The 12,480-nt window shown below is 68.8% G+C and carries 11 protein-coding genes; 4 read left to right on the top strand and 7 right to left on the bottom strand.

What is annotated here, in order from left to right; genetic code table 11:
* Positions 1-11: 11 nt before the first annotated feature.
* Positions 12-1,277, bottom strand: a complete 1,266-nt coding sequence (locus AC07OH_RS12615; RefSeq protein WP_495300875.1) for an MFS transporter — start codon at positions 1,275-1,277, stop codon at positions 12-14.
* A gap of 263 nt (positions 1,278-1,540) precedes the next feature.
* Between AC07OH_RS12615 and AC07OH_RS12610 the strand changes: the two genes are divergently transcribed.
* Positions 1,541-2,824 (top strand): ANTAR domain-containing protein, encoded by a 1,284-nt coding sequence (locus tag AC07OH_RS12610; RefSeq protein WP_495300874.1) that lies wholly within the window; start codon positions 1,541-1,543, stop codon positions 2,822-2,824.
* Between the two features lie 25 nt (positions 2,825-2,849).
* Here the strand turns inward: AC07OH_RS12610 and AC07OH_RS12605 are convergent, their stop codons facing one another.
* The 4 genes from AC07OH_RS12605 to AC07OH_RS12590 form a co-directional block, all read right to left on the bottom strand.
* Positions 2,850-3,659 carry an ABC transporter ATP-binding protein gene (locus AC07OH_RS12605; protein WP_492684304.1) on the bottom strand — a complete coding sequence of 270 codons (810 nt, stop codon included), beginning with the start codon at positions 3,657-3,659 and terminating at the stop codon, positions 2,850-2,852.
* Entirely contained in the window at positions 3,656-4,594 is a 939-nt protein-coding gene (gene ntrB / locus AC07OH_RS12600; RefSeq protein ID WP_495300873.1) for a nitrate ABC transporter permease, read from the bottom strand. Before ntrB ends, AC07OH_RS12605 begins: the two co-directional genes overlap by 4 nt.
* A gap of 13 nt (positions 4,595-4,607) precedes the next feature.
* Positions 4,608-5,855, bottom strand: a complete 1,248-nt coding sequence (locus AC07OH_RS12595) for a CmpA/NrtA family ABC transporter substrate-binding protein (RefSeq protein ID WP_495300872.1) — start codon at positions 5,853-5,855, stop codon at positions 4,608-4,610.
* Between the two features lie 321 nt (positions 5,856-6,176).
* Positions 6,177-7,442, bottom strand: coding sequence for a nitrate- and nitrite sensing domain-containing protein (locus tag AC07OH_RS12590; protein WP_495300871.1), 1,266 nt, complete (start codon positions 7,440-7,442; stop codon positions 6,177-6,179).
* 100 nt (positions 7,443-7,542) lie between these two features.
* Here AC07OH_RS12590 and tsaD point away from each other — a divergent pair, with 100 nt between their 5' ends.
* Entirely contained in the window at positions 7,543-8,604 is a 1,062-nt protein-coding gene (tsaD, locus tag AC07OH_RS12585) for a tRNA (adenosine(37)-N6)-threonylcarbamoyltransferase complex transferase subunit TsaD (RefSeq protein WP_495300870.1), read from the top strand.
* Here tsaD and AC07OH_RS12580 read toward each other — a convergent pair.
* Together AC07OH_RS12580 and AC07OH_RS12575 are read right to left on the bottom strand one after the other, a co-directional pair.
* Positions 8,540-9,298, bottom strand: coding sequence for an alpha/beta hydrolase (locus AC07OH_RS12580; protein WP_495300869.1), 759 nt, complete (start codon positions 9,296-9,298; stop codon positions 8,540-8,542). The two genes, tsaD and AC07OH_RS12580, sit on opposite strands and share 65 nt — an antisense overlap.
* Positions 9,299-9,489: 191 nt before the next feature.
* Positions 9,490-9,861: an Hsp20/alpha crystallin family protein gene (locus AC07OH_RS12575; RefSeq protein ID WP_095746066.1), complete on the bottom strand. Its 372-nt coding sequence runs from the start codon at positions 9,859-9,861 to the stop codon at positions 9,490-9,492.
* Between the two features lie 127 nt (positions 9,862-9,988).
* On the opposite strand from AC07OH_RS12575, the gene AC07OH_RS12570 reads away from it, so the two are divergent.
* Positions 9,989-11,272 carry a branched-chain amino acid ABC transporter substrate-binding protein gene (locus AC07OH_RS12570; RefSeq protein ID WP_495300868.1) on the top strand — a complete coding sequence of 428 codons (1,284 nt, stop codon included), beginning with the start codon at positions 9,989-9,991 and terminating at the stop codon, positions 11,270-11,272.
* 5 nt (positions 11,273-11,277) lie between these two features.
* The gene (locus AC07OH_RS12565) at positions 11,278-12,471 is read left to right on the top strand and encodes a pyridoxal phosphate-dependent aminotransferase (protein ID WP_495300867.1); all 1,194 of its coding nucleotides are present in this window, start codon (positions 11,278-11,280) and stop codon (positions 12,469-12,471) included.
* The last annotated feature ends 9 nt before the right edge of the window (positions 12,472-12,480 follow it).

The raw sequence follows: 12,480 nt of genomic DNA, 5'->3' as shown, positions 1-12,480 counted from the left end.
GGCGACATGGCTCATGAACGTGCGGCCTTGCGAACGGGCGAGGGCTTGGCAACCGCAGGGGCAGGCGTGACGCGTGCGCGTCCGCCTTTTTCGGCCCAGGTGCGCGTCCAGCGGATCTGCATCACGCGCATCACGCTCAGCATCGCCAGCGAGAGCGCACCGAAGAACACGAAGCCCCAGGCATAGCTGCCCAGGTACTGCTTCGACAGGCCCATGGCGTTGGGCACCAGGCCGCCGCCGAGGGCGCCGATCTCGCCGATCATCGAGCCGGCCACGGCCGTGCTCGTGGGCCAGCGCAGCGGCACCAGCTGGAACAGCGCGCCGTTGCCCGCGCCCAGCGCGGCGAAGCAGACGATCAGCAGCAGCGTGGTGAGCACGAGCGAGCCCGACGAGAAGCCCACCAGCACGAGGCCCACGGCCACCACCAGCAGCACCACCGTGAGCGTGTTGACGCCGCCCCAGCGGTCGGACAGCCAGCCGCCCACGATGCGCACCGCCGCGCCCATGAAGGCCGCGAGCATCGTGAGCTGGCCGGCCTGCACCTTGCTCACGCCGAACTGGTCGTAGTAGTACGAGGGCAGGAAGGTCGTGAGGCCGATGAAGCCGCCGAAGGTCACGCCGTAGATCAGGCTGAACACCCAGCCGTCTTTCTCGAACAGGCAGGCGATGTGGGCGCGGAAGCTGCCGTGCGGGTCCACGTCCGGCGGCTCCTTGGCGAAGACCACCATCACGACCATCGGAATCAGGATCGCGACCGCGGCTACGCCGTACACCGCCTGCCAGCCCAGCCACAGTGCCAGCGGCGGCGCCACCAGCACCGACACGGCCGTGCCCACGTTGCCCGCACCCACCAGGCCCATGGCCAGGCCCTTGTGCTGCGGCGGGAACCAGCCCGAGCCCAGCGACAGCGCCACGCCGAAGCTCGCACCCGCGATGCCCAGCAGCACGCCCATGGCGAGCAGGTCGTTGAAGCTCTTCACGAAGAAAAAGCCGAACAGCATCGCCACGGCGATGAGGCCCATCTCGACCAGCGTGGCCTTCTTGCGGCCGATGTACTGCGACAGCAGGCCCAGCGGAAAGCGCATGAGCGCGCCCGCGATGATCGGCACCGACAGCATCAGGCCCTTCTGCGCGGGCGAGAGGTTGAAGGTCTCGCCGATGAAGGGCGCCATGGCACCGTTGAGCACCCAGATGCAGCAGGAGAACGAGAAGTACAGGAAGGCCGCGAACAGGGTCGGACTGTGGCCTGACTGCAAGAAATTCCTGAAACCGGACATGGTGTTCAAAGGTGCAAAAAGCCGCGGCCCGGCCTGGGGCAGGCCGTGTCGACGGACGGGGTTGGGGTCGGGGTGCCGGCAGCGGACGCTGTCGGCGTGGGGGTGTGCCCGGCCTGAGCGTGGCCGGGCGGGTTGCAGGAGCCTGCAGCCTCATCACCAAAGCGGTGCTTCGTTACACCGCACCCCATCCAATGCAAGAGGCGTGCCTGCGAATGCAGGCTGGCGTGGCCTATGCTTCCCGGGCCTTGCCACACCTTGCCGCCATGTCCCTTCTCGTCGTCCTTTCCCCTGAAGCCGCTGAAGGTGAGCCTTTGCCGGCGTCGCTGCAGCAGTCGATCGATGCCGCGGGCGTCGCGGTGCTCGGGCGCGCGGGCTGCCACACGCTGGTGCAGCGCACGCAGGCGCTTGCACCGTCGATGGTCCTGGTGCATCTGGGCGAAGCGGCGCCGCAGCTCGACGCGTTGCTCGAAGCGCTGGCCCCCTGGGGCGGCGCACCGCCGTGTGCGCTGGGCGTGATGAGCGCGCCGCTGGACGGCGCGCAGCACGCGGCACTCGTGGCTGCGGGCGTGCACGGGTGGGTACCCACCGAGAGCGCCGATGCGCTCGCCGCACTGACCGCGCAGGCGCAGGCCCGCTGGACCCGCGAGGCCGCGTTGCGCACCGAACTCGACGCCCTGCGCACGCGCATGGACGAGCGCAAGTGGGTCGATCGCGCCAAGGGCTTGCTGATGTCCGCGCGCGGCATCGGCGAAGACGAGGCCTTCGGCCTGCTGCGCGGCGCCGCGATGCACGCCAACCTGCGGCTGGGCGAGGTGTCGCGCTCGGTCATCGAGGCCGCGCAGTGGGCCGAGGCGGTCAACCGCGCGGGCCAGCTGCGCATGCTCTCGCAGCGGCTGGTGCGCGTGGCGGCGCAGCTCGCGGCCGGCATCGACGCGCAGCGTGCGCGCGTGCTGCGCACGCAGTCGACCGAACGCGTGCAGCAGACGCTGGATCATCTGACGGCCCTCGAACTGGGACCGGCCGGCGTGCAGGCGCTCGGCGAGGTGCAGGCCGCGTGGCTCGCGCTGGCCGCGCTGCTGGTTGCCAAGCCTGCGTCGCAAGGGCTGGCTGCAATCGATGCGCGCGGCGAGGCCCTGCTGTCGGCGGCCGAGGCGCTGACGGACGCGTTGGAGGCCTCGGGTGCGCGGCGCGCGCTGCGCATCGTCAACATCTGCGGACGGCAGCGCATGCGCGCGCAGCGGCTGGCCAAGGACGCCTTGCTGGCCTCGACGCTCGCGGCGGGCGCCTCGCGCGAACGGCTGCTGCCGACCATGAACGAATTCGAAGCCGCGCTGCTGGAGCTGGAGCGCGCGCCACTCAGTTCGCCCGAGATCCGCGCCGGGCTGGCGAGCGCGCGCGACGAGTGGCTGCGCCTCGTCGGCGGCGTGCAGGCGCTCGAAAGCCCCGAAGGGCGCGCCACGCTGGTGCGTTCCAGCGAGGCGCTCGTGGACACCTTCGAGCGCCTCACGGGGTGGTACGAGCACAGCCTGCAGGTCATCATGTCGTGACGCCCGTGGTGCTGCGCCTGCGGGATCAGGCCGCGGCCTTCTCCACATGCGCCTGGCGCGTGTAGAGAAAATCGATGACCGCCTTGCGCGCATGCACATAGGCCGGGTCTTCGGCCAGCGCCACGCGGTTGCGCGGGCGCGCGATGTCCACCGCCAGCACATCGCCGATGGTGGCGGCCGGGCCGTTGGTGAGCATCACGATGCGGTCGCTGAGCAGCACGGCCTCGTCGACGTCGTGCGTGACCATGACGACGGTGCTGCGCGTCTTCTGCACGATGGCGAGCAGCTCGTCCTGCAGCTTGGCGCGGGTGAGGGCGTCGAGCGCGCCGAAGGGCTCGTCCATCAGCAGCACCTTGGGTTCCATCGACAGCGCACGCGCGATGCCCACGCGCTGCTTCATGCCGCCCGAGATTTCGCCGGGGCGCTTTTGCGCCGCGGGCGTGAGACCCACCAGCGCGAGCGCCGCGTCGGTGCGTTCGCGCAGCTGCGCCTTGTTCTCGGTGGCCGCGAACACGCGTTCGACCGCGAGGTACACGTTCTCGAAGCAGGTCAGCCAGGGCAGCAGCGAGTGGTTCTGGAACACCACGGCGCGCTCGGGCCCCGGGCCCTTGATCTCCTTGTTGGCGCACAGCAGCACGCCCTGCGTGGGCGTGGTCAGCCCGGCGATGAGGTTCAGCAGCGTCGACTTGCCGCAGCCCGAGTGGCCGATGAGCGTGACGAACTCGCCCTTGGCCACGTTCAGGTTCACGTCGCGCAGCGCGACGAAACGGCCCTTGGGCGTCTTGAACGCCTGTTCGACGCCATGGATCTCGATGTACTTCGAATCGTCGTTCATGATTTCACCTCTTCGAACGTGAATGCGGTGGCGAGCTTGATGAGCGCGAACTCCAGCACCAGGCCCACGATGCCGATCACGAAGATCGCGATGATGATGTTGGCGACGTTGAGGTTGTTCCACTCGTCCCACACCCAGAAGCCGATGCCCACACCGCCCGTGAGCATCTCGGCCGCGACGATCACCAGCCACGCGGTGCCCACGGCCAGGCGCACGCCCGTGAGCATGTAGGGCAGCACGGCGGGAAAGAGGATCTTGGTGAGGATCTTCCATTCGCTGAGGTTGAGCACCTTGGCCACGTTCATGTAGTCGCTGGGCACGCGCTGCACGCCCACGGCGGTGTTGATGACCATCGGCCAGATCGAGCAGATGAAGATGGTCCAGATGGCGGCCGGGTTGGCGCCCTTGAACACCAGGAGGCCGATGGGCAGCCACGCGAGCGGCGACACCGGGCGCAGCAGGCTGATGAGCGGGTTGAACATGCGCGAGAGGAACTCGAAGCGCCCGATGGCGAAGCCGGCCGGAATGCCGACCGCTGCCGCCAGGCCGAAGCCCAGCGCCACGCGCTGCAGCGACGACAGCACGTTCCAGCCCACGCCCTGGTCGTTCGGCCCCTTGCTGTAGAACGGATCGCTGAACACCGTGAGCGCCTGCTGCCAGGTGGCCAGCGGCGAGGGGAAGCCGGTGGTGCTCTTCATGGCGACGATTTCCCACACCAGCACCAGCAGGCCGAAGCCCAGGAACGGCGGGAGCACGCGCATCCAGAAGGCGCGCAGGTCGATCGGCGTGCGGGGCCTTTTCTCCCTCTCCCCTCTGGGGAGAGGGCTGGGGTGAGGGGCAGCCTCAACGCGGGGCACACCCTCACCCCGACCCTCTCCCGCACGCGGGAGAGGGAGAGAGACATCCATCGGCGAATGAAAGACAGCGCTGACCATGGTGCGTTTCTCCTCAGACATGGAGCTTGAAAGACTCGGCGTACTTCTTCGGGTCCTTGCCGTCCCACACGGAGCCGTCGAAGAGCTTGCTGGTGCGCAGCACGTCCTTGGGCACGGGCGTCTGCGTGGCGGCGGCGGCCTGCTTGTAGATGTCGATGCGGTTGATCTCGGTGGCCACCTTCAGGTAATCGGGGTGCTCCTTCAGCAGGCCCCAGCGCTTGTGCTGCGTGAGGAACCACATGCCGTCCGACAGGTACGGGAAGTTCACGGCGCCGCCGTTGTAGAACTTCATGTGGTTCGGGTCGTCCCAGCTCTTGCCCAGGCCGTTGGTGTAGCGGCCCAGGATGCGCTGGTTGATGGCGTCCACGCTGGTGTTGACGTAGCTCTTGTCGGCGATGGTTTCGGCCATCTTGTTCTTGTTCTGCAGGCCGGTGTCGATCCACTTGCCGGCCTCGAGGATCGCGGCCGTGACGGCGCGCGCGGTGTTCGGGTACTTCTTCGTGAACTCCGCGGTGCAGCCCAGCACCTTCTCGGGGTGATCCTTCCAGATGTCCTGCGTCGTGATGCCGGTGAAGCCGATGCCGTCCATGATCGCGCGCTGGCCCCAGGGCTCGCCCACGCAGTAGCCGTCCATGTTGCCCACGCGCATGTTGGCCACCATCTGCGGGGGCGGCACGGTGATGTTCTTCACGTCCTTGAACGGGTCGATGCCGGCCGAGGCGAGCCAGTAGTAGAGCCACATGGCGTGGGTGCCGGTGGGGAAGGTGTGGGCGAAGGTGTATTCGCCCTTTTCCTTGGCGATGAGCTTGGCGAGCGAGGCCGCATCGACCGCGCCCTTGTCGGCCAGCTTCTTGGACAGCGTGATGGCCTGGCCGTTGTTGTTCAGGGTCATGAGCACGGCCATGTCCTTCTTCGGGCCGCTCACGCCCAGGTGCATGCCGTAGACCAGGCCGTAGAGCACGTGCGCCATGTCGAGGTCGCCGTTCACGAGCTTGTCGCGCACGCCGGCCCAGCTGGCTTCCTTGCTGGGCACGATCTTCACGCCGTACTTCTTGTCGATGCCCAGCACCGAGGCCATCACCACGCTGGCGCAGTCGGTCAGCGGGATGAAGCCGATCTTCACTTCTTCTTTCTCGGGCTTGTCCGAGCCCTGGGCCCAGACGGCGGCGCGCAGCGCGGGGTCGATGCCTACGGCGCCGAGGGCGGCGGCCTGCAGCACGCGGCGCCGGCTCAGTTTGGTTTTCAGCAGCAGATCGGACATGGACGGGGCTCCAGAAGTGAAAGACAAAAACGAAAAGGCGTCCGCACCGCGCAGGGGCTGCTCGTGAACGAGCCCTTGCGGGATGGGGACGCCTTTGTCCGGTTCGGTGGGCCGCACCCGCCGTTGGGTGCAACCTGCCTTTGAGACCTTGCGGTCCCGTGCCAAGGACTACGCAAGCGACGTGCCAGCTCGAACCTGCCGTTGGGAGCTATGGAAAAGATAGCTGGCAGGGCGCGCCGGTGCAGGAGAAAGTTCCTGCTGGCTCGCTAACCCGGGCGACGCACAGTTGTTGTGCGCTGCACCAATCCAAGCGGCCCCGGGTCAGCGCCGCGGTGCAGCTTCGAGCGGCAGGTAGTCGGCCATGGCCAGCATCGACTCGGCCACGTCGACGAGGCGGCGCTTCTGGTTCATGGCGGTCTGGCGCAGCATCTTGTGCGCCTCGGCCTCGCTCAGGCGTCGGTGCGCCATCAGCAGGCCCTTGGCGCGCTCGACGATCTTGCGTTCGTTGAGCGAGGCACGCACGGTGTCGAGCTCGTCGCTCATGGCCTGCAGGCGCTGCGACTGCTCCTGGACCATGTCGAGCACCGAGCGTTCGAGGTGGCGCCCCAGCTGCGCCGGCGTGGCGTCCTGCGCCTGCTGGGCATCGTCGAAGAAGAGCGCGCCGCCGGCCTGCGGCGCCAGCGTGCCGAGCAGCTGCCGGTAGGCCGCCAGCTCGCTGCGCGCCTGGGCGGTCTTGTGGTCGCACAGCGCGCGCAGGTCGGCCGAGAGGCGGTTCTCGACCGTCTGCATGGCGTCGATGCGCCGCGTGCAGCAGTCGAACCAGGCCTGGCTCAGCAGCGCGTCGGCCGGCACCGAGGTGGCGCCCTTGCGGCGCAGGCGCTCGAGCTCGGCCAGCACGGCGTCGGACTGGCTGTCGTGCCACAGCGTGCGCACCGCGTCGCCCGAGAAATCGATGAACACCTGGAAGCAGCGCTCCTGCGACTCGATGAGATGGCGCCACTGCTGGCGCTGCGCGTCGTCGCCCCGGCCCAGCGCGAGCGCGGCGGCGCCGAAGGCGCGCTCCTGGCCGGCGAACTCCTTGCCCTGCATGAAGTTGAACATCGCCACCAGCAGGCGCGAGATCTCGGGGTCGGTGGCGCCGTCGGCCGCCTCGAACACCACCGCCAGCAGGCCGGCCACGAGCTTGGCGAAGGCGGCCACGGCCTGCGCCGGCTGGAGTTCGAGCGCGTCGATGCGCCGGCGCAGCGCGGGCAGGGCGTCCAGGCCGGGCAGCACCCAGGCGATGCGGCTGAACAGGCGCGCGCCGTGGCCGGCGCCCACCGCACGGTGGTGCTCGGCCTCGAGCCGGTCGAAGCCGGCGCGCACCTGCTGCTCGAGCGCCAGGCATTCGGCGATCTGCGGGCCGCGCTGGTCGGCAAAGCGCCCGCCGTGCGAGGCCAGGAACACGTTCGACATGCCGCGCTCGCGCTGCAGCGCATGCACGAGCCGGCCGATGGCGCCGACCAGCTCGCTGGTGCGCGCGAGCTGGTCCAGCGCGTCGATCTCGCATCGGCGCGCGGCGATCAGGAAGCTCAGGCCGGATGTCATTCGTGGGGGCGCAGAAGGGGCGCCTTCCGCTCGTGCAACTTCCGTGCCTCGCTTGCCCCTTCGCGGGCGCCGCCGGCGGGCGGCCCCTACACTCGGCGCCATGCTCTTGTTGGGAATCGAATCATCCTGCGACGAGACCGGCGTGGCGCTGGTCGAGTCGCACGGCGACGCGCTGCCGCTGCTGCGTTCGCACGCGCTGCACAGCCAGATCGCCATGCACCAGGCCTACGGCGGCGTGGTGCCCGAGCTGGCCAGCCGCGACCACATCCGCCGCGTGCTGCCGCTCACCGAAGCCGTCATGGCCGAGGCCGGGCGCTCGCTGGCCGAGATCGACGTGGTGGCCTACACGCGCGGGCCCGGCCTGGCCGGCGCGCTGCTCGTGGGCGCCGGCGTGGCCTGCGCGCTCGGCGTGGCGCTGGGCAAGCCGGTGCTGGGGGTGCATCACCTCGAGGGGCACCTGCTGTCGCCGTTCCTGAGCGCCGACCCGCCCGAATTTCCGTTCGTGGCGCTGCTGGTGTCGGGCGGCCACACGCAGCTGATGCGGGTCGACGGCGTGGGCCGCTACGAACTGCTCGGCGAGACCATCGACGACGCAGCCGGCGAGGCCTTCGACAAGAGCGCCAAGCTCATGGGCCTGCCGTACCCCGGCGGCCCCTGGCTCGCGAAGCTGGCCGAAGAGGGCGACGCCGCGGCCTTCAAGCTGCCGCGCCCGCTGCTGCACAGCGGCGATCTCGACTTTTCGTTTGCCGGCCTGAAGACGGCCGTGCTCACGCAGGCCAAGAAGCTCGGCGACCAGCTCGAGGCGCGCAAGGCCGACCTCGCCGCCTCCACGCAGGCGGCGATCGTCGAGGTGCTGCTGAAGAAGTCGCTTGCGGCGCTGGACCAGACCGGCCTGAAGCGGCTGGTGGTGGCGGGCGGCGTGGGGGCCAACAGGAACCTGCGCGAGCAGCTGAACGCGGCGTGTGCGAAGCGCAAGGTGCGCGTGCACTACCCCGAGCTGCACCTGTGCACCGACAACGGCGCCATGATCGCCATGGCGGCCGCGATGCGTCTGCAATCAGGCCTGTCGCAGGCCTCCGAGCGCTACGCCTTCGACGTCAAGCCGCGATGGCCGATGGCATCGCTGATGACGCCCGAGACGCCGCTGCCGGAAACCGCGTAGCCGGCGCGCGTGCGCCGCGGCCCAGTGAAGGCAGCGGCAGCACGTCGAGCACATTGCGCCAGAGCTGGCGCCATTCGGGCCAGTCATGGCCGCCTTCGGTCGTGAACACGCGTCCCGGCGGCAGGGCGTCGGCCAGCAGCTTGTGGTTGCTGGCAAAGCGGTCGGCCAGGCCGAAGCCCAGGTACAGCGGCGGCAGGTCCTGGGAAGGCTTCGGCGCCAGGTACTGCTGGAAGAAGGGCCAGAGTTTGCGGTCGGGCTCCTCGTCGGGCTGCGGCCCGGTGGGTGCCTGCCAGGCGCGCAGGCCACCGGCCTTCTTGATCTCGGCGCCGAGCACGCGGCGCCCGAGGTAGGGCGCCAGCGCCACGATGCCGTCCACCGAGCCCGGCCGCGCCAGTTCGTGGATCAGCGCGCCGAAACCGCCGATGGAAATACCGACCAGCCAGATCGAGGTGTAGCCCTTGGCCCGCTGGGGCTCGATGACGTCGGCGTGCAGCCGCTCGCTCAGGGTCTGGTCGTAGTAGTAGGAGACGTCCGCATCGACTAACAGCGCGTCGGCTGCGAGGTGCCGTTCGCGCACGGCGCTGATGAAACCCTCGCGCTCGAACTCTTCGGGCTTGAGGTAGGCCCCCGGCAGGAAGATCAGGAGCGTGTCGGACCGTTCGTTGTCATTGGCTGACTGCAGGTGCGTTTTCATGGTGCCTTGAGGCACACCCGCTGTCCGCACCGCCCCGGGAACTCGATGCGTTTACGAGATGCCCACGAAGAAGAAAGTACTAAAAAATCGTCACATCATGTGACGTTATCCAGCGCTATTGTGAATACGACGCTTGTTTAAAGTCAAAACAAGCTGTCACTAACATTTTCTTCGTGGGGGCATCGGTCCGACTAGTTGATCTGCAAGTGCGAAACCTGGCTTGCCGGCACCAGCTTGCCGAGCTTCAGGGTCAGCACGCCGTTCTCCAGCTTGGCTTCGCTGGTGGCCAGGTCGATGGCCTGCGGCAGCTCGTAGGCGAGCTTGATCTGGCGCTTGGCTTCGGCCTTGCTTTCGATGCGGACCACGGCGCCTTCGATGGCCACCGACAGGTCTTCACGCGACAGGCCGGGCACGTCCAGCGACAGGGTCCAGCTCTTGTCGTCCTGCTCGACCAGCGGCGAGCGGCGGGCGCCGGCAAAAGCCTCGTTCACGAAGCGCTCGAAAGCGCGGTCATGGGCACGGGGAGCGAAATGCGCGCTGCGATGGGTGGGGGTGAAGAACATGGCGAAAACTCCAGGGTGAATGAACACAATGGGGACATGGAATGTGTGTCCCTTACACTGCGCGGCCTTTCCATCGTGAGTGCCGCTTGACACCTCATCTAGGCGCATCGGCACGCGTTTCAAGACAATGAAAACCCCCTTTATTTGGCGCCGCCAGGCCTTGAAATTCGCAGCGGCGGCGCTATGCGCGACCCCGTTCGCCGGCTTCGCGCAGGCCCCGCAACCCGCCCCGATCCGGCTGGCGCTCATCGAGAGCATGAGCGGCCCCTTCGCCAACACCGGCGAAGCCGTGTTCCGCAACCTGCTGTGGGCCGTGGAGCGTGTGAATGCACGCGGCGGCGTGAAGCTGCCGGGCGGCGCACGGCCCCTGCAGCTGGACCGCTACGACAGCAAGGGCCAGAACGAAGAGGCGCTGTCGGCACTGCGCGCGGCCATGGACGACGGCACCCGCATCGTGCTGCAGGGCAACTCGTCGGTGACGGCCGCGGCGCTGATCGATGCCATCGACAAGAACAACGAGCGCGACCCGTCGCGGCGCGTGATCTTCCTGAACTACTCGGCCGTCGATCCGGTGCTGACCAACGAGCGCTGCAGCTTCTGGCACTTCCGCTTCGACGCCCATGCCGACATGCGCGTGGCCGCGCTGATGGACGTGGTCAAGGACGACGCGGCGCTCAAGCGCGTCTACCTGATCGGCCAGGACTACAGCTTCGGCCAGGCCGTGCTGCGCGAATCGCGCCGCCAGCTCGGCGTGCAGCGCCCCGACGTGGAGATCGTCGGCGACGAGCTGCACCCGATGGGCAAGGTGAAGGACTTCGCACCCTACGCCACCAAGATCCTCGCCAGCGGCGCGCAGGCGGTGGTCACCGGCAACTGGGGCAACGACCTCACGCTGCTCGTGAAGGCCGCGCGCGAGGCCGGCTTCAACGGCAGCTTCTACACCTTCTACGGCAATGCGCTGGGCGCGCCGGCCGCCATCGGCGACGCGGGCATCGGCCGTGTGGTGGCCGTGGCCGACTGGCTGCCGAACGTGCAGACGCCGCAGTCCGAAGCCTTCTACCGCGCCTTCCGCACGCGCTTTCCGCGGCCGGCCGACGACTACGTGCACATGCGCATGCAGCTGCTGGTCGAGTCGCTCGCGCAGGCGCTGGAGCGCGCGGGCAGCACCGAGGCCGTGCCGCTGGCGCGCGCGCTGGAGCAGGCCGACGTGAGCCTGTACGGCCAGCGCGGGCGCATGCGCGCGGCCGACCACCAGTTCCAGCAGCCGCTGGTGGTGGGCGTGATGGACAAGCAGGGCAAGCCCGGCGTGCAGTTCGACGTCGAGGGCTCGGGCTATGGCTTTCGCGTGATCAAGACGATCGCGCCGGAGCGCGCCGAGCAGCCCACCTCTTGCAAGATGAAGCGCCCCTGAGGTGCATGACCCCGACAGCACAGGAACTCCCCGACATGCGTGAAGCCATCCACCACCTCGAAGCCTCGAAGATCCGCGAAGTCGCCAACGCCGGCATGGGCCGCGACGACGTGCTCGCCTTCTGGTTCGGCGAGAGCGATGAGGTCACTCCCGAGGTGATCCGCCAGGCGGCCATCGAGTCGCTGCAGCGCGGCGAAACCTTCTACGCGCACAACCTCGGCCTGCCCGAGCTGCGCGAAGCCATCGCGCGCTACACCAGCCGCCTGCACCCGACGGTCGACGCCTCGCGCATCGCCGTCACGTCGGGCGGCGTGAGCGCGCTGATGCTCGCGGTGCAGGCGCTGGTCGACGCGGGCGACGACGTGGTCGCCGTCACGCCCGTGTGGCCCAACCTCACGGCGCAGCCGGCGATCATGGGCGCGCAGGTGCGCACCGTGTCGCTGGTGCCGGTGAACGGCCAGTGGACGCTCGACCTGCCCGCGCTGCGCGCGGCGGTCACGCCCAAGACGAAGCTGCTGATCGTCAACGCGCCGAACAACCCCACGGGCTGGACGATGACGCGCGACGAGCAGCAGGCCGTGCTCGACCACTGCCGCCAGACCGGCACCTGGATCCTGGCCGACGAGGTGTACGAGCGCCTGTACTTCGAGCCCACGCCGAATGGCTGTGCGCCGAGCTTCCTCGACATCTCGACGCCGGACGACCGCCTCGTCGTCACGCACAGCTTCTCGAAGAGCTTCCTCATGACCGGCTGGCGCCTCGGCTGGCTGGTGCTGCCGCCGGCGATGGTCGACGGCATCGGCAAGCTGATCGAGTTCAACACCTCGTGCGCCAGCGTGTTCACGCAGCGCGCCGCCATCGCGGCGCTGGCGCACACGGCCGACATCACGCCGCGCGTGGTCGCGCACCTGAAGCAATGCCGCGACACGCTGGTGCCGCTGCTGGCGGCCGTGCCGGGCGTGCAGGTGGCGCCGGCCAAGGGCGGCATGTACGCTTTCTTCCGGCTCGAAGGTTTCAGCGATTCGCTCGAGCTCGCCAAGCGCCTCGTTGCCGAAGCCGGCCTGGGGCTCGCGCCGGGCAACGCCTTCGCGCCCGAGGCACAGGGTTGGTTGCGCTGGTGCTTCGCGTCGAAAGACCCGCAGCGGCTGGTGCAGGGCGTCGAGCGCCTGCGCGGCTGGCTGGCGAAGCAGGCGCGCTGAGGCTTTCCG

The sequence above is a fragment of the Variovorax sp. GW821-FHT10C12 genome, assembly GCF_059415405.1.
The sequence above is the reverse complement of the archived record's forward strand: the minus strand, read 5'-3'. Positions and strand labels throughout refer to the sequence as shown.